The 18,793-nt window shown below is 35.7% G+C and carries 14 protein-coding genes; 8 read left to right on the top strand and 6 right to left on the bottom strand.

Annotated elements, in window-relative coordinates; genetic code table 11:
- The first annotated feature begins 677 nt into the window (after positions 1–677).
- The 6 genes from K7G97_RS17155 to K7G97_RS17130 all read left to right on the top strand — a co-directional run bounded on the left by K7G97_RS17155 (position 678) and on the right by K7G97_RS17130 (position 6,237).
- A complete protein-coding gene (locus K7G97_RS17155) occupies positions 678–1,754 on the top strand; it encodes a hypothetical protein (RefSeq protein WP_223042095.1) in 1,077 nt (358 codons plus the stop codon).
- 617 nt (positions 1,755–2,371) lie between these two features.
- On the top strand, positions 2,372–3,187 hold the full coding sequence (locus tag K7G97_RS17150; protein WP_223042094.1) for a ParA family protein: 816 nt from the start codon (positions 2,372–2,374) through the stop codon (positions 3,185–3,187).
- Positions 3,171–3,857, top strand: a complete 687-nt coding sequence (locus tag K7G97_RS17145; RefSeq protein ID WP_223042093.1) for a DUF3102 domain-containing protein — start codon at positions 3,171–3,173, stop codon at positions 3,855–3,857. Before K7G97_RS17150 ends, K7G97_RS17145 begins: the two co-directional genes overlap by 17 nt.
- On the top strand, positions 3,854–4,633 hold the full coding sequence (locus tag K7G97_RS17140; RefSeq protein ID WP_223042092.1) for a ParA family protein: 780 nt from the start codon (positions 3,854–3,856) through the stop codon (positions 4,631–4,633). The genes K7G97_RS17145 and K7G97_RS17140 overlap by 4 nt, the downstream gene beginning before the upstream one ends.
- A complete protein-coding gene (locus K7G97_RS17135) occupies positions 4,630–5,433 on the top strand; it encodes a hypothetical protein (protein WP_223042091.1) in 804 nt (267 codons plus the stop codon). Before K7G97_RS17140 ends, K7G97_RS17135 begins: the two co-directional genes overlap by 4 nt.
- A gap of 345 nt (positions 5,434–5,778) precedes the next feature.
- Entirely contained in the window at positions 5,779–6,237 is a 459-nt protein-coding gene (locus K7G97_RS17130; protein ID WP_223042090.1) for a hypothetical protein, read from the top strand.
- 827 nt (positions 6,238–7,064) lie between these two features.
- On the opposite strand, the gene K7G97_RS17125 is transcribed toward K7G97_RS17130, so the two are convergent.
- Positions 7,065–8,159: a HEPN domain-containing protein gene (locus tag K7G97_RS17125; protein ID WP_262415839.1), complete on the bottom strand. Its 1,095-nt coding sequence runs from the start codon at positions 8,157–8,159 to the stop codon at positions 7,065–7,067.
- A 47-nt stretch (positions 8,160–8,206) separates the two neighbouring features.
- Entirely contained in the window at positions 8,207–8,944 is a 738-nt protein-coding gene (locus K7G97_RS17120) for a hypothetical protein (RefSeq protein ID WP_223042089.1), read from the bottom strand.
- Positions 8,945–9,782: 838 nt separating this feature from the next.
- Between K7G97_RS17120 and K7G97_RS17115 the strand changes: the two genes are divergently transcribed.
- Both K7G97_RS17115 and K7G97_RS17110 read left to right on the top strand, forming a co-directional pair.
- Positions 9,783–10,040, top strand: coding sequence for a recombinase family protein (locus K7G97_RS17115; protein ID WP_223042088.1), 258 nt, complete (start codon positions 9,783–9,785; stop codon positions 10,038–10,040).
- A 445-nt stretch (positions 10,041–10,485) separates the two neighbouring features.
- Positions 10,486–12,282 carry a hypothetical protein gene (locus tag K7G97_RS17110; RefSeq protein ID WP_223042087.1) on the top strand — a complete coding sequence of 599 codons (1,797 nt, stop codon included), beginning with the start codon at positions 10,486–10,488 and terminating at the stop codon, positions 12,280–12,282.
- 63 nt (positions 12,283–12,345) lie between these two features.
- Here K7G97_RS17110 and K7G97_RS17105 read toward each other — a convergent pair.
- The 4 genes from K7G97_RS17105 to K7G97_RS17090 all read right to left on the bottom strand — a co-directional run bounded on the left by K7G97_RS17105 (position 12,346) and on the right by K7G97_RS17090 (position 18,644).
- A protein-coding gene (locus tag K7G97_RS17105; protein WP_223042086.1) for an IS3 family transposase occupies positions 12,346–13,664 on the bottom strand; the annotation gives its coding sequence in 2 pieces (ribosomal slippage) (positions 12,346–13,295 and positions 13,295–13,664; 1,320 coding nt in all).
- Between the two features lie 133 nt (positions 13,665–13,797).
- Positions 13,798–17,025 (bottom strand): ABC transporter permease, encoded by a 3,228-nt coding sequence (locus K7G97_RS17100; protein WP_223042085.1) that lies wholly within the window; start codon positions 17,023–17,025, stop codon positions 13,798–13,800.
- On the bottom strand, positions 17,018–17,713 hold the full coding sequence (locus tag K7G97_RS17095) for an ABC transporter ATP-binding protein (protein WP_223042084.1): 696 nt from the start codon (positions 17,711–17,713) through the stop codon (positions 17,018–17,020). Before K7G97_RS17095 ends, K7G97_RS17100 begins: the two co-directional genes overlap by 8 nt.
- Positions 17,714–18,074: 361 nt before the next feature.
- A complete protein-coding gene (locus K7G97_RS17090) occupies positions 18,075–18,644 on the bottom strand; it encodes a hypothetical protein (RefSeq protein ID WP_223042083.1) in 570 nt (189 codons plus the stop codon).
- Positions 18,645–18,793: the final 149 nt, after the last annotated feature.

Below are 18,793 nucleotides of genomic sequence, written 5' to 3'. Positions count from 1 at the left end.
TTTATACGGACTCATATAAGACTGGATAAAATGTTCTCCAAAATCTCTTCTGATCGTAAATGTCGAATTATGTCGTAAAACGACCATTTTTCAAATTCAGACGTTATTTACCGTACTGAAACGGCACTTTTTCTTATTTTTTTTAGCATTTTTGTCGGATTTGACCGTACTGAAACAACACTTTATGTATTTAGGTCGCCGATCACCGTACCAAAACAACAGTTTTGTGATTTTGGTCGTTGTTTTCCGTACCAGAATGACACTTCTGCACTTTATAACACTTTTTAAAAATTATTTTAAAGCGGTTATCTGATCCATTTGGTCGTCATATACCGTACTCAAACGACACTTTTGGACATTTTAGTCGCTTTATCCCGTACTGAAATGACACTTTTAATCATTTGGTCGTTATGTACCGTACCAGAATGACATATTGCATCGCTATATGTATGAATTTACTCAAGAAAAACCTCTAGAAAGCGCATCATATAAGGATTCCAGAGATTCTGGTCGTTTTTGACCGTACTGAAATAACATCTTTTTTGTACCTGAAAACGGCTTCATATCAACGTTTGTAGCACATTGGTCGTTTTTGACCGTACCGAAACCGCGTTTTGACAGTTCCTTTTCTGAACAGGATACTAGTACTAATAGTTCAGAGTAGGGGAGGTGTAGGTATGTCATTTCAACATGAAAATCGTCACGTATTGGTCGCTAATAAATTACTGATCGCGATGAGCGGCTTAACACGTTGGACAAAACGTCAAGACAGTTTCTTATATGAACAGCATCACTATAACATTCCAGGACCTTTTTTGGCATTGAAATGGACAAAATCTCGTATTCGTCATTTGTTGACGCTTTTATCGCATTGCGATGATCAAGGCGTTCTCTCATTGATGGAAAGTGAAGCATTGGCTCACTATGCGCGTACTTCCGTTCGATCGTTACACAATAACCTACGCCTTTTTGAATCAGTTGGACTTATTCGCTACTCGATTCATTTCTCTGGAGTCGTCACCATTGAACTCGTAGATTATCTCGAAAACTACCGTGATCTCTTTGAAGAAGGTGGTACGTATAAATCGAAGACCGGTTATACGTCTCTTTGGTGTGGGATGGTGCGCCAACTGATGGATATTGAGCATGTAAATATCCTTCGCGTCGCTTTACGTGCTCTTGTACAAGTAGAGCGGGACGTGAATGTCCAATCGCAGGAGAAAGCGACTTTAACCTATGATGAAGTACGTGGATTCTTACCGCGTTACTGTGGACACCGTTTGGCTGTAAAAGGGATGCTCGATCAACTATCTCAATTCTTTAATGTACATTTGGTTGAGAACACGAAAGACTTCTTATCAGCAGTCAAAGAGAACGTTTCACTTAAGAAGCGCATACATACCGTAACACGTCCTTTAATGTTTCACGTGAAACTCGAAGACCAGATCAATAGTAAGCGAATCCGAGAAGCTGAACGGGCGAGTACGTTGATCAGCTGGTTCGATCTCCGAGAAGTCGCTCGTGACTACATAGATTTTGATGCACTAGAAGTTCCGCAAACATCGCTGCAGTCGTTGAGTGATACGTACGGATTTGCTGCCTGTGATGCAGTCATTCGTTCAATTCGAAACGATTTCTACCAATACGGGGACCGTCTTGAAGATGCAGAACTCTATCGTCTATTCTTTGAATCACCAATTCTCTATCTAAATGAACGACTCCGAGTCGTATCGGAAAAATTGGCCATTGCATGATGGTCTATTTGTCATGCTTTTTTTTGAAAATAGTCGTGAAAAGACAACAAAACCGCGCCATTTTAAGTCTTTTTGATCGAATGCATCGTCATGCTACTCATTTTATTGATCGATTCAAGGACATTTTAAATATGCCATACGATTTAGGAAAAAAAACAAATTCTGTTGTTAAAAAAACAGCTTGTTACGTTGCTTATTCAATAGTTTCTGAACGAAATCATTAAATGGAATCATAAAAAACAGTGCTTCTTGAATTTCTACAAATTGTGATGTTTGTTTCTCGAATTGCAAAATGTCTTGTTTTTGTTGGTACTACACGCTCGAGGAGGTGAAGCGTTTTTCTAATTCTTATTAATTCTTTATTAATCTTTTTTAATCTCTTCCAATGTATTGAATCATAATAATCTGGTAGATCACGTATTATCATGATGAGAAATAACTTCAAGATCTCAGATACGAATTAAAAGTGTAAACAAAAATGCATAAGTAAAATCTAAAATAAATTGTAAACATTTCGACGTCGAAATGTTTACAATTTATTTTTTTGTATACGTATTATTTTCTTTTTAATGTCTTTTGATTAATGAAAATTATTGAAAACAAAACAACCGTATGCCATGATAAATAAAGAAAGGGGAGAGATGATGAATATTATGACGTTTTACATATCAAAAGGAGGATCCGGAAAAACAACTTGTTCGCTCAATATGGGTCATGCCCTTGGAGAGCTCGGATATCGAACTCTTCTCATCGACTTAGATCCCCAAGGATCGTTAAGTAAGTTGATGCTGAAAGAGTCGGATACGATTCAATACATGACACTGTACGACGTCCAATCTAAAGGATTAGCAATAGAAGAGATCTTATTTGATGATGAAAAACATAATATCAGTCTTCTTCCCTCCAATGAACGAAATGCACGCTTAATCAATTTAATATCTGAACAAGATAAGATTTTTCTATTAAAGGACTTATTAGCACCTCTTGCCGATGAGTTTGATTGGATTATTCTGGATTCAGTCCCTTCGATCAACGAACTATCAAAAGTCGTCTTGTCGTGCGCAGACCATGTGGTCATTCCATTTATGCCGAAAAAGCTCGTATTTGATCAGTTAGGAAGTACGGTTCGAACGATTCGACAAGTGAAGAAGTATTATAACGCTTCACTTGAGCTAACAGGCATTATGCCAGTAGCACTCGATCTTGGTTTAAAAGGGGATCGCGAATATGCAGAAGCGATGGAGCAATTAGCAACAGCTGAACAATTACATGTGCTCCCCTCTGTACGACGTGCTGCTTTTATTGAGAAGGCAGCAGATAGCGGAAAGAGTGTTTTACAGTACAAGTCGAAAGAAGGCTTGGAGCTGGCACAACCGTTTCGTGAGCTAGCACTCTTGATGACGGGAGGTCCGAAACATGAAAGCGCGGAATAAACAGATTCATAAAGTAAGACCACAAGACCAACATCCTTATCGGAATGGATTGACTGATCTGAGCTCCGTCGTGCAGAAGTTACCCGTCTCTCGTGATTTAGAGAACCTTGCTGTCGAAATTAAAGAGTTAGCTAAGATTCAGACGATCTCCGTTTTCGAGATTGGTAAGCGCTTATCGATTGCTAAATCTGAAATGCATGATCAACAAGAATGGCGTTCGTTTTTAGAAGTGGTCAACATGTCAACTTCACTCGCTTCCCGATATGTTAAGGCGTTTGACACACTAGAACCATTTGAAAAACAACTCCAAACCTTACCGGCATCCAAAGTGTTTGAATTGATGTACGTCGATGATCCAGAAGACGTTGTACTAAACGGACTTCCGATAGAAGAGGGAAGAAAGTCGCTCGAACAAGCAACCGTCCGAGAAATCCGTGCTGCTCGATCAACGATACCTAAAGTAAAAGTCAAATCGTTTCAACAACCGGAAGTGACATCGACTGTTCTTTCTACACGAGTCCCGACAGAAACCTCAGAACAGATTCATGTGCTTGCTCGTGCTAAAGGACTCAGCATTAGTGAATACATTTCAAAGATGATTGAAGAGACGATTCAGCGGGACATTATTGAAGATCAGAGTGAGATCGTGGAAGGAGAGAAGGAACAGTGAAAAAAATTGCCTTATATAATCGAAAGGGTGGCGTCGGAAAATCGACAACCACGATTAATCTAGCCCACGCGTATGCTCGACAAGGATTGCGCGTCCTCGTCATTGATGCAGATGACCAAGCATCAACGACGAATGGACTAGGCTTAACGGATGATTACGATGGAAAAGTACTCCTTGATTGTCTGATTGAAGAATACGATCCATTGTACGCGCCGATTGAACAAGTGATTGTTACCTGTGATTATGAATTAGGAACGATTCACCTAGTACCAACGCGTCGCTCTGCTTCTCCTACCGGACTGACGAGTCAAATGGGGTACGAATACCGCTTGATTGAAGAATTAGCGCGACTCGACGACTTATTTGATATTTGTTTAATTGATTGCCCGGGATCAACGTCCGCTTTAAACCCATATGCGCGTTGTGCTCTTGTTGCGCAGGACCGGATCGTCATGCCGGTACAGATGCAGAAGTTCTCGATGGATGCTGTCTATACAGCTCCGGAAGAGTTAGAAGAAATGAGACACGGATACAAGGAAGATATTCATATTTCAGCATTTATTCCCACAATGGTGAATGCGCGCTCTAAAGGGGATATGACGACTGTGGACGAGTTGAAGGAGTTAGGGGAAGAAGTTGGAATCCCTGTACTAACGACAATCCCATACATCGTAAAGATTCAATCCTTACAACGAGAAGCACGTCCGGTCCTTGACCATAAGAGTCCAGCGACAGATGCTTACTTACAGCTAGCAGAGGAGGTACTTGCCCTATGAGCAGTCGACGTAAAAAAGGACAAGCAACGTTCAAAAGCTTTCAAAGCACAGTAGCTGAAAAACCTGTTCAAGAAGAGAGCACAGAAGCGTTACGAGAAGAGCAAGTCGAAGCGGTGAAGAAGTTTGCTGCGCCTGCGATGTCAAATCCGTATCAGTCGCTTCCAGCTGTCGGCTTATCACGTGTGTTATCAAAACGACTTCCGGAAGACATGGAAGGTATTATTCAATATTACAATCACATTGATACAATCCAAGCAACAAGTTTTGTTGAGAAGTGTCGTATATTGGCACACGCAAATGAAGTGTTCCGTGATGCTGACACTAAAGAAGCATTTCAGCAGGAACAAGGAAGTTGGAAATCATTTTTAAATCGAATTGGAATGTCTCATCCTCAAGTCAATCGGTTCATTTCATTCTGGAATGTATTTGGACCAACGATCTTAGACAAGGCGATTCAACAAGACTTTAGTGCTTCTAAATTAGCTGAATTATTAACATGGCCAGAGGATCCAAAAGTCGCCTTACTTGAAGAGAGAAAGTATAAGATAAAAGATGGTGAATTCACGGTCTACGAAATGACACGTGAGCAATTACGTGAAGTTAAAAAATTGCTAAATGAGCGGAAAGAACAAAATGTAATTGATGCAGCTCCTGTACAGTTAAATCCAGCACGCGTCCATGTTGATTTCTCTGATAAAAATGATCCATTGTACCAAACGCTGAAAAAGCGAGCACAAGATCAGGGAATGAAACCCGATCAGATTATTCGAGCAGCATTAGAACAGTACTTACTCACATAAATAGACTAAAAGACCGTTCTACATCACAGTAGAACGGTCTTTTGATGATTTCAGCTTAATCGATTAATCTCGATAGAGGTCTGTGAACGCTCTCGTAAAACAGCTAGCTCAATTTGTTTGTGAAGACGACGTTCGAATGATTCTTGATAACGCTGAACAATTGTCAACGCCAATGACAGTTTTGGATTTTCTTCTTCTAACTGCTGGGAACGCTCAGTATTTGTTTTTTGAATGGAAAACTGTTTAATTAAAAATACATTACCATAAATAATGAAAAATAAAAAAATAAATATTTTTGAATGTTAAAATAATAATTGTTTAGTAAAAAAATAGGGGGTTACTGATTTGGAAGGTCAATCAATTTCAATTCAACAAATGAAAGATATAGCTAAAAATCTAGAAAAACGTGAATGTGAGCTTTTATATGTTTCTGAGCTTGATCAATTAGTTATAATTGTAAGAGAAGATAACAATAAAGTTTTTGAATTAAAAAATGTAGAAAAGCCCGCATTAAGTTTTACCTACTCAGATGCAGTTCATGCATTTGTAATTGAAATTCATTTTTCATTGAATGATTTAAACAATGATGATAAAAAAATACTTATTCCTTTACCAGTTACTCCTGAATCAAAAAAATATCTGGAAAAAGTAGCATATTCGTCAAATTCAATTCAAATAACGGTAGTTGATAATAATATCGATAAAATTTCTAGTCGACATTACTTTAATAATGCGTTATTAAAAGACATAGTAGCCCGAGAATTGAAAAAATTAGAAGAGATCAATAATTCTAATATTAAATAATTTTGATCTAGTATAAAAAGTGTACTGCTTGAAAGAGATGATTCCTGTACAATACAGGAATCATCTCAGATTGGAGACAAACCCTCATTTCAAACACGAAATGAGGGTTTGTTATATGTAAAAGCTACCAAAACATTATTAAAACACATATTCTTAGAGGAGTACTAAGATCAATGTATACCATGCTTATCTTTCGTCTCGGTGACGACAGTGAAGGGCGCTTGAAATATTCTGTGACGATTTGAAGAAGCAGAAAAACTAAACTACACCAGTTGACGATAATATGACAAGTATAGACATAGACATACGAATGCGAAAGATTACTACGTGAATAGGAAACGTAATAGCCTTTCTGTAGATTTGTCATACGTTCCTTATTTTAGAGTCTATTTGCTCTCTCTGAATGGTAGACGTATTTCTTTTCGAACCGAAAAATGTATCATATTTTTTATTCAGTTCACAGTTCAATACCTAAAAACAACGACAAGCTACATTGGTTTCAATATATTAAGTGTTCGTCTCATGGAAGAACACTTAATATATTGAAGAAACATTATTTTGATTAGCATGACAGGGTCTAAGCCTGATCTACTTATATTTTCTCTTTATAGCAGCGTAATTGAAATCGATATCAATAGTTATATCGATTTTTAAGACAAGCTAGACCTGCGGGAGCAATTGTTTAAATGCTATTATCATAGTGGTATTTCTCTTAACAGTTATAGGTATTTCATTTTCTTCATATCTACTTATTATACCTACCAGAAGGAGGTGAGAAGAACGCGAAATCTATCTCATAACAAGAATAATAATTTCAGAAAATCTGATTAATCTAATTCAGAATTAATTGATATACCATTTTGATGAATAGACTTCAATAATGCAAATCTTAAAATTCTCTCAAGTCCTAAAAATGTGGGTGCACTTCTAAGAGTTCTTACTAAATTACTATTATCACGAGTTTGTGTTGGGAGATAAAAAATTTTTTCGTTAAACCAACACGACTCTGGCGTTATGAAGGAACCGAATTTTTCTCCTGTGTGGACATACTTACTTCTTAAATCATATGCTGACTTAAGAGTTATCTCAATGTTTGCCGGAGTTAGATTTAAATTTACAGGTGGTCTCTCTCGTCCAAATTCTGTGTTATCAAAAAAATTCGTGTTTAGCAAATTTACTAAACCATAAGTAAATTTCCTTTTTACTTGATAAAGTCTGCTTTTTAAATTCCTTACAATACTATCTCCGTTTTCTAGTGTAGAAATTTGTCTAAACATATCCAGTAAATTTTGATCATAGAGTGCTTCTTCATCATATTGTTCAGAATCTAAATTTGTTAAAATTTCTCCGCATGTTATTAAATCTAAAAATGCAAGTTCTTTTTCAGTTTTAAAAATATTCAAAGACCTACTATAAAACATTAAGGCTGCTGAAATTAATTGTTTAAACTTCAAAAAATTTGGATTTTGGTTTTCGGAGTGAAAAATTGGTGCAATTAATTCAAACTGACTCAAGTTCAATGGGATATTCAAGTCTATTCTTTGATTATGATTATATTGAGGATATGCATAATAAGGATTGGGTGAATTTTCAATATTGGGTAAACGGTAAGCACCGTTAGACTCTAGTAATCCATGGAATTTAAATTCTTTTCCATACAATACCGATAACAAAGAACAAATAAAATCTCCTTCTACAGCTAAATTCGGTAGAACTAAACCACCATCATGTTCACGTATTAAAGAAACCACTATAAATGTTCGATTGTTGGGATGCTCCTGAAAATTGTGTAAACCAACAGAATCTCCAAATGGAAAACATAAATCTAAACAAATGAGCTCCGATCGAAATTGACCTGTAAAAAGAGCAGATGAAGAAATTAGTATTTTATGAACATTATCATTCAGCATCAAACTATTCAATTCTTTGACCTCCAAAATGACAGTATAAAACTATACTTGATAAATAATTACTTTGTACTTGTACGCTCTCTTAAAACAGCTAGCTCAACTTGTTCATGAAGGTGACGTTCAAACGATTCTTGATCTCGTTGAGCAATAGTTAAATCTAATAACAACTTTTGATTCTCTTTTTCTAAGCGCTCGGAACGCTCGGTACGTACTTTGAGTTCATCGATTCGATCAGTTAATGCTTTGTTTTGGCGATACAATTGATCTCGTTCTTCTTTAAGTTTTGTAAGATTCCCTTCTAAGTGGAACACATCTCGTTTTAATAATGTGATTTCTTCCTTTTTAGATACTTCTCGTTTTTCATGTTGTTCTCTTAACTGAAACAATTCATTTTCTGTCTGTTCCAATTTTATTTTCATTTCATCAAGTTCTTGCTGATGGATAGAGACTTTTTCTATGTACTCTGCTTCTAAATCCTCCTTAGTTTGTAGCACCTCTGACTCTAACTTAGTGACTGTATCTAGATGACGAGATTGAATGCGTTGATTTTCATGTTGGAGCGTCTCAAGGCGTGCAGCACGTTCTTGAAAGAGAAGAGTGATTTGTTTAAGTGATGCTTCTAATACAGCATCCTCTTCACTGAGTTTAGGATCAATTTCCTTTTGTTCAGCAAGCACAATAAACTCTTCGAATAATTGATTTGTAGTGATTTGACGTCCTTTAAGCATTTCGCCAATTTTTTCAGTAACTTCCTCAGAAAGACGAAACGATTTATTTTTCATTTCATTAGATGACATATGTAGACCTCTCAATTCAAAAATATTTATTATCATTATAGCATGATGAATTATTTAATATTTAATGCTCGAAATTAGCAATCCTAGAGGATTCTATAGGATAAGTCAATATATTAAGTATGCTATTAACTTTATCAAAAAATCCTCATTTTTGAGATAGAATATAAATTGGACATATTTTTCATGATAAGTGACACTAAATTTCATAGTTTTAGTTCATAATCTTTTGTTGAAGATTACTATATTTCCAAATTGAAGTGGATTAGAGTTCTAAAAAAAAGAAAAACTATTCTTTATAAGTATCTTGTTCGTTGTTTTATATTTTAATATTCATGAAATTAATGCTAGTGAAACTTCTAATGGAGTACAGGTAAGTTGCATTATAAATTCGGATGTAACATGAACTATAGAAGGATCCCTAGTAGGAATGTTCATATTGTTGGCAAACTCAATGTAACGCCTGGAACTGTAATTTTAGGGGATTCACGCTCTCTAGCTGTTTTTGATGAAATAAGTGTGGAAGGGTATAGTTGCAATCTAAATCTTGATGTTATTGAGTAAGTAAATAAAAACATTATCACATTCTGTGTTGTTAAATCAGATAGGTATATTTTTATTTGGATTGATCAGGCAGGTGTGAACAATATATTTTCTAATGTTGCGTAGCCAGAAATTAAATTTACGATTGAAGTAGATCGGTTTTGCGCTCTATAAGTACGATCAATTGAAAAAAATCACGGCTTATTATCAGGACAGAAAAGCTACTGTTAAACGTCAAGGTGAGGTGTGTGATCTTCAAAATAAAAAAAGAAATTAGAGTGAAAGTCAAAAATTTTACATGAAATTATATAAAAGAAAAATTAATACATATTGGGATCTTAAAGTAAATTTTAATAGTATCTCAAGACTTTCGAGAAAATATGACGATATAAAGGAAGAGTATAAACTCTATAAAGACAAAGGTATAAAATTAGAATCTATATTTAACACTTCCTATAGCGAAAGTAACGTTATTCAAGTGGAGATAAGAGATATTATTTTAAGTTTGTTGCCTATATTTGCCGAAAAAGAGAGGGAAAATATCAAAATTAGATAAGCTGAAGGTATCACGATTGTAAAAACAAATAGAAGGATCAAAGTACGAAAAATCAAATTAATTGAAGGTGATAAAGAAGAACAAAGATTGAAAACGATAAATGAAGTATATTAACAAGGTATGTTTATTAAAGATATTCGAGTTACTTTTAAAGTAGTTACAAGTACAATCTGCAAATTATTGTAACTTGAAAGTGTCAAGAAATAAACATTTAAAAAAATTGATACGTTTCCAAAAGCAAGGTTATTTTTATGTATTAGAGGGCATATTCTCACCAATAAAAGTATGAGTATCAGTGAGAATTATAGTAGCATTAGTAATACTGCAAAAACTTTTAAAAACTACTTTACTTTCATAGATGAATTCCCAATTATTTAAATAAAATTTTTAGTATAATAGAACTGTATTATACTGTATAAATAAGGATTTGGAAGGGTGCTTGGGTGTGAGTGTTGCTATTCATAATGAATTAGATAACAAAATAAATAAATTAAAGCAGTTGCTCAGAAATATAGATTCCGAGAATCTTATTGGGATGGTTGCAAGTGAATTTGGCATTACAACAGATGTAAATGAGAGTATTTTTGAAAAGACGCAATTAAATTCACCTTTCAAGCAATATTTATATCTAATTGGCTTATTACTATCAACAGAAGATATAAGTGTATCGATAACAAAAGAACCACCAATGAAAGAAATAAAAAAACTGCTTAACGAAATTACAGACTTATATGCAGGAATCTTTTTCTCCACTGAAGGTCAGGATGTTGAAGAGAGTTGGTTAGAAGCAAGAAAAATAGCTATGCCTGTATTTTTGCACTATTTTAATACTAATTCTTTAATATATGAAGAACAACTTGTTGAAAGAATAAGGGAATGGTTTATTCCTTTCGATAAGTATATTGAAGAACAAATGGGAATAAGAGTTGAAGAACTTTTAAAAATCTTCAATTTTATAAAAAATAATCTTCAAAAAAGATTAAAAAAATTACAATTATTAACTTTCAAAGTAAGAAAAGAACAGCAACATTTTTTTGAATACATGGAAAAGAAGAATATTTCTTTGGAACGAGCTAACAATGAACTTAAGTTGCCCAATGCAATCAAGTTCGTTGAAGAATTACAGTTTACTCATCAGGTTGAGATAAAAGATTTAGTTAATGAATTTGGAGAAGATGTAGCAAGAAATTTTGTTAGTAGATTTACTATGATAAGAGAAGAAAATAAATTCTTTTATTACACAGAACAAAATCCTTTTGAAGCCTCCCCAATCTGGAGGAAATCTGACGAGTTATTATTTGTTCCAATGTATAAGCAGATCATCCATGCGATTCAAATACAGCTTACTTCATTGTTAGAAAAGAGCGAACAACATAGAGAGAAATATTATAAAAATAGAGATGCTCAAGCAGAAGATAAGGCATTAAAAATATTTAAAAGACTATTTAAAGAAAAAGCTACCTACTACACTTCTGTTTTTGAAAATGACAAATCACAGAATGAACATGACTTACTTATAAAGCAAGACAATGCAATTTTTATAGTAGAAGTTAAAGCTTCGAAAGTGAAAGAACCTTTTAGAGATCCTGACAAAGCTTACAAAAGAATAAAAAGAGATTTTAAAAGCGATGGAGGTATTCAAAAAGGATACAACCAAGCTTTAAATTTAAAAAATCTTATACTAAATAATGATGAAACCATATTATATGATTCAAAAGGAAAGGAATTAGTAAAATTAGAAAGAAATAGAATAGAAAAAATATTTTTAATTGTAATTACTGCCGAAGACTTAGGAATACTTTCTACAAACTTATCCTATTTACTTGAAAAGCCATTAGAAGAATCTTATCCGTGGGCTTGCAATTTATATGATTTAGAAACTGCTTTGGATGGAATAATCTATAAGCAAGGTTCTGAAGATACATTTATTCAATATTTAGAGGAAAGACAAGAGTATCACGAGTATATAGCAGCTACAGACGAACTGGAGATACTAGGGTTCTTTTTAAAAAAAGGCAGTCTTCGATCATTGTCATATAGTAAAGATGGAATGATCATGTTTGATCCAGAATCTTCATCGGTATTTGATGAAATTTATTTTGAAAAAAGAGGTATAACTAAAAAACGTCCGAATCGAGAAAGAAAACAAGAAGAGAAACGAAATGCCAATAAACTGTTAAGTAACAAGAAAAAGAAGCGTAAGCAATCAAAGTTTAGTAAAAGGAATAATAGAAAAAAATAAAGTAGTAATACATTGAACTGAGCCCTAGAGTTTGGACAGTTTAATAAAAGCGCCTTTAACGTTTTAAGCTACTATGAGATGGCTTCGGTATTGTACCGGAGTCATCTTTTGTAGTTTCCATTGTCTTCGTTCGCTATTGTAATAATCAATGTAAGCATCGACCATGGCACAGACCTCATCGAGGTCAGATGCTAATTTATAATCGACATAATCTTTCAAGTGCCTAAAGAACGATTCCATCGGGAAATTATCTAGGCAATTTCCTCTACGAGACATGGATTGAAGCATTTCCATCTCACGAATGCGTGTTTGATAAGAAGGATGTGTATAACGGAATCCTTGATCGGAATGTACCATGGCTTCCGGGTGTATATTCCCTTGAAGTCGTTCTGCGAGTTTATTCGCTGTATGAAGGACGAGTTCCATATGGAGGCTTGTAGATACATGATGTACCATAATTTCATGTGCAACGATATCCTTCACACAAAAGAGATAATCAGTTTGGTCAGATCCAATACGGAGATAAGTGATGTCTGTGACGAGTACCTTATCAGGCTCCTCCTGATCGAACCGACGGTTCAAGTGGTTTGGTACAGTCTTATGTTCATACGTCGCGATAGCGCTTTTACAGTAAACGTTCTGCCTACGGATTTTCGTCACGATTCCAAACTTCCTCATAATACGCAAAATACGTGTATGATTTATCAGCCCCCGAATAATATCAAGCATCTTCATGTAAAGAAAACGATAGCCGATTTTTCCCTTATGACGATCATGAACACGTTTCAGAAGGAGGTAGTCCGCATAGTCGCGTTCTTCACGAAGGGAAACACTATCTGTACGTGTGAGCCAGGCGTAATAATCACTGCGGCTCACTTCAGCGAGCATACATAGATCTGTCACGAACCGACTCGACGATTGTTTTCGTAAGACAATATGGATTGCCTGATAGCGTTCAGATGCCGTTAGTTTCGGTACTTCGCCTCTCTTTCGAGAGCTTCTAGCTTTCTTAGTAATTCATTTTCCGCTGTGAGATATTTGATTCGTGCTTCAGCTCTCGCAAGTCGTCGTTTGACGGAATCATCTTTTTTCGGTCGACCTCCAAGATTAGATTTTCCACGTCTCTCATTCAAGAGTCCTTCTTCTCCATAAATGCGATATGTCTTCCGCCACCGTTTCAACGCTTCTTTCGGCCCGATCATGTCCAGGTCAAAGCCGCTCTCCTCAAAAATTTGTATCAATCGCTTACTAGCTAAATTCTCACGTACAGCGTGAATCTTAAATTCTCCTTTGTATTGAATCGTACAATCTGATACAGAGGCTACGTGAAGATTCGCTTCAAGTTGTCTGATTTGATCTGGATTGAAGGTGCGTCTGTTCATGAATAGTTCTCCCGTCTAAATTGAATAGGTACAGTATATTGATATCTTTAAACACAAAAAACCCCGAATGGGGTCTTTTATCAAGTGTCCACCATTTAGGGTTCAGTTCATTGAAGGAGAAGGATTGTTGTATTCAACTATCTTTTAACTCAATTTTAACAGTTGTCGGTTTTGGAAAAGCATCATCTGATGCGTACATAACAAATACTTTTTGATCGATAGGAACTTGATACACTAGCTCGACTCGCGATTCATGTGGTGCATAGTACTGAAAACCGTTTTTCCAGGCTTTTTCGTTACGATTTACATAGTCGATTGGCTCGTATTCTTTGTTGTCTAGTGAAGTTAGTGTATAGCGATTTGGTCTATACGTGATAGCTCCGCCCATTTCATCTTCAGAATCTTTTAAAACGACAGGAACGGTAATATAACGATAACCAGTACGTTCTTTTAGTTTCAATTCTTTTGGAGTAGAAACTATAGGATCTACATGGAATGTATCGTATTGATGTTTGGGATCACCAGGATAAGTACGAGTGATACCTTTTTCCATAAGTGATTGAAGAATTTGATCATCACTCTTACCAGTAGTACCATCGCTTTTAATCGATTTATTTTTAAGATTCTTAATTTTTTCACCCTGCGTTTGTTTTTCTGGTGGAGCTGATATACTTTGAGAAGTTGTAGATTCGGTAGAAGCAAACAAGAACAGAGATGTTACTCCTACGGATAATGCAATTCCAACAGTCCCTAGAGCTATTTTAAATCTTTTTTCTGTAGCTTTGTGATTGATTACCACACTCCCTATCGCAGCATTCGGTGGTATACTCACTGCACGTTGTGCTGGAAGTAAAGCTCCGATTATACCTGTAGCCACTGGGATAAGGAGCATGCTAGATAAGAATCCAAGCTCATTAGTGGGGAATTGATTGTACACAAATCCAATCATTCCAAGCGCCACTATCAGTCCTAAAAGTCCTGCGAATAACCCCGTCATCATTCCTTCACTTAAAACAAGTAAACGGATTTGGAGATTACGCCAACCGGTTGCTTTGAGAACAGCAAGCTGGCTCTTTCGTTCATTAACATTTTGCCACATAATCTCTGTCGTTGTCAGAATGGCAATTAATAATGCAACACCCATAGCGACATAATGCATCGTTCCGACTTCAAGTGCAACGTATTCACCAAGCCAGGTCGCGTACAGTACGCCTTTTAGGCGGAAGGTGATGAAGAGGAAAAAGATGAACAGACTTGTTGGCAAGGCAATTGCAATTATTGAGAGGATAGTACGTTGCCAATAAGTCGCAAGTTGATTGATACTCATTCCAAGAACGCTACGCGCGCGAACGAAACGACGTCCTTTGGAAACTTCTCCCGAACGCATTGTTTCATAAGGTTTAATTCGTCTAATAAGATACATCGGTACAAGTGTTCCACCCCAATAGATAAGTAGACCGGCAAGACCGATTAGCACGATTCTGATTAAAGCAATCGGATTATCTGTTGTTAGCCAAAATGATCCAAGAATTGTCCAAGAAATCAAAGCGACAAGTGCTCCTAGTAAAGTTGCTTCTAAAAACAGTAATTTGGAAAGCTGTCGTGGTCGCCATCCTAGTGATAATAAAATTGCGAACTCTTTCTTTCGAGCATACAGTAGGATTATGTTCGAGCTGAAGACATAAACAAGTGCAACAGCAATCACACTTGCAATAATACCGCTCATGCCGACCTTTGCCTCTTGGAAAATTGCCATCGATGAGCCGAGTTTGATCCACGGTTGTTGAACCCAACCCAGGGCAGACTCATTTTTGAGACCTGGTAAATAAGTTAGCGCAAGTTGTGGAGAGGAACCAAGTGTTACATCTGTGATTAATCCAGTTTTGTCTTCGATTTCTTGCGCGACAGCTTGAATTTTTTTCTCACTTGCTGCATTCATTGTCTCGACACCTTTTACATTGACACGAATAGCTGAAATTGCTTTTTTACCACGAACTTTAAAAGCGGCATCAAGCGTTGTCAACATTGATGGTGGTTTGGTCAGAAAATCGTATGGATCATTTGTAGGTTTGACATCTCGAACTGGATTGACGGGACGTTCGTTTTTATCCATAACCCATTGTGCTTTAGCTGGAAAGTAGGTTTCCATTGGTAATTCTGTCAGTGGATCCTTTGACACATCAAGTTTTTTAGGGTTAAACACGCCGATGTAATTTAATCGGACCTTAGGCCAAGTATCACTATTTTGACCAAATAGACGAGCTTCTCGATACATGCTCCGTTTAGCAATCAATGAATCTTCTTTAACTTGTTTTGGTTGGACTTGATAGGTAAAAGGCCATCTGGAAGGATGAGGGCTTTTGACTGCTCGATAATCGATAGGAGAAGGTTTTAAAGCAATCCAAGTAAAGGGGAGAGCCGTACCATCACCATCCGAAGGTAATGTATCTTTCAAAATATCAGAAACTAACTTCTTTTGAACATCTTGAGTTGTGACAGTGTATTTCTTAGCATCTAAAGTTGAAAGACTTTTTAAATATTTTTCTCCTCCTTTTCCTTGTATTTCTTTAACGGTTGCGTTGATAGATTCATCTTTCAGAGGAAGATTTACTTTTTCATATGTATACGTACGCGTAGCATCAACGTATTCACGATTATTTAACAATATCGGGATTTCAGTTGTATTGTCTCCTACGTCATTAAGCGTATCTTCTTTAGTAAAATAGTGGCTATGGCTAGCTTTTTGAGTTGCCTTGTCTAAACCTACAAGTTTTGCTTCGGATTCCGGATCGATTCCCGCAATCATAACTTGGCTTCCGTATTCATAAAGCGGTTGTTTTCCAAGTTGCTGAGGAGATACACCTGCACTGCGACTATCCCCTGTCGGTTCCCATCCTGCAGCGAGGAAGAGAGAAGAACTAAAACTTTCTGTACGTAATCCTGTGTTTTGTGAATCTTTGATGGTTAATTTATAAATCCCAGGCTCATTGATAGTATGAGTTCCGACACTTGACATAGTCTGATTATATCCAATCATAGCGATAGGAGCTGCAACTTCAACATCTGTTATTTGTTTGATTATCTCATATTGCTTACGAGTGATCCCACCATCAAGCCCGCTCATATAGTTTGGTTCGAGTAAATTTAGGTTTTCTGTCAGACTCCTACTACCCTCAGGTCGAACTACAATATCGTATGATGATCCCCAACGTTTTTGTAGCTCGTCGACGACTGTCCCGTTATTAGCTTGTGTCGTACCTATTAGATAGCTGAGTCCGGTACTGACAATTAAAACCCCAACGAGAAGTAAGATAAAACGTTCTTTGTTTCTCCACCAAGAATTCCAAATAAACTTAAACATAAGCAGGAACCTCAGAAGCATCAACTACACGACCATCTTTCATCGTAATTATCCTGTTTGCACGAGTAGCGAGCTGGGAATCATGAGTGACGAAAAAGACCCCACAACTATTCTCACGATTTAGTTTAGTTAATAAGGTAAATATTACTTCGCCCGTCTCTGTATCAAGGTTACCAGTGGGTTCATCAGCAAGTAGCCACTTGGGATGATGTATAAGAGCACGTGCGACAGCGACGCGTTGTTGTTGTCCGCCTGATAGTTGAGACGGTAAAGAGTTTATCTTATCAGATAGACCAACGTCTTTTAACAACTCTAAAGCTCGTTTTTCTTTATCGTACTCAACTTTCCGTCCAAATAATGGTGAGAGTACATTTTCTAAAGCGGTCAAAGTAGGGATTAAATGAAATTGTTGAAAAATAAATCCAACATTTTCGAAACGAAAGTCTGATAATTGTCTGGAATTTAGTTTTGAAAGACTTTTACCATTAAATAATAGTTCGCCAGAAGTTGGTGTATCTAAAGTACCTAAAATGCTAAGTAAGGTAGACTTTCCGGAACCAGATGGTCCAATAATTGAGACAAATTCTCCTTCTTTAAATTTTAAGTCGATACTATTTAAAGCAACCATCTTACTTTCACCACTATCAAAAATTTTAGAAATATTCTTACATTCAAATGAGAATGACATTAAATTGACTCCTTCCAATTTTATGATATCCACTTGTTGTTAGTATTCTACAAAAAACAGAAAATTCATTTATTTTTAACGAAAAAATGAGACACCTATGCAGGTGTCTCTCAAGAATACTTACTAAAAAATGTATGTAAATACATATACTAATTAGCAAGGGCATGCCGAGACAACTTTACTACAGAAAGTGCCATCTCGTGAATCTGTAGTGCGGCGCCACAAAGCATTATCTTTAACTAAGCGATAACAAGTTGCATCGTATGCGCAATAAGTTGTTTTTTTATAAAAACCACTATCTCCACATGGAACATATTTCATTTTTCTCACCTCCTTTCAATGAAAAATACAAAAAATTAGGTTAGACAGCTTTATGTAATGCTGCAATAGGAGAGGGAGTTCTAAGTATTAATTGAAAATCAGAATTTATTTGCGCATATATAGGTAAGAATGGAGCTTCAAGTGATTTTCTAAGATCTTCATTTTCAGTTAAGTATATTGAAAACGAAGACTCATATAATTGACTAAAAGTTGAAGCAACTTCTAGTTGAGAACGTTCGAAAAAAATAATTAAATTATTTAAATCGAATCCACGTTCTTTATGTAAAGATATAAAATCCTCAAAGTTACCATTACAAAATGCACATGATTTATCTAAAAAAACAAAAAGAGAGCTTGGTTTGATAATGGAGTAAAGTTCAATTGATTTATTAGGGTCGTTGATAGGACTTACAATAAAATTTCCAACAACTAGATTTTTAGGATGTTCATCTTCTTCAGCTAAATGTAAATCACCAGATTCTTCCTCCATTATTTGTTTTGTCCAAAGTTTATAATTTTTCGACCATTTGATCAAAGTGAAAGTAGTATAAGCGACAAATGGTAAACAAACTACGACACCTACATAAAGAATTAATGTAAATAGAGACATTATTAAAATCCTTTCACAAAGTATTGTCTGAATATTTACTTTTTACAATTTTTATAATATTCTTAATTATGGTAGTAGTCAATAATAAAATAATATTTTTTCCAAGAAAGGGGTTATTTGTATTAAAAATTATTTTAAGTCAATCTATT

Source organism: Exiguobacterium acetylicum (genome assembly GCF_019890935.1).
Taxonomy (GTDB): domain Bacteria; phylum Bacillota; class Bacilli; order Exiguobacteriales; family Exiguobacteriaceae; genus Exiguobacterium_A; species Exiguobacterium_A abrahamii.
The sequence above is the reverse complement of the archived record's forward strand: the minus strand, read 5'-3'. Positions and strand labels throughout refer to the sequence as shown.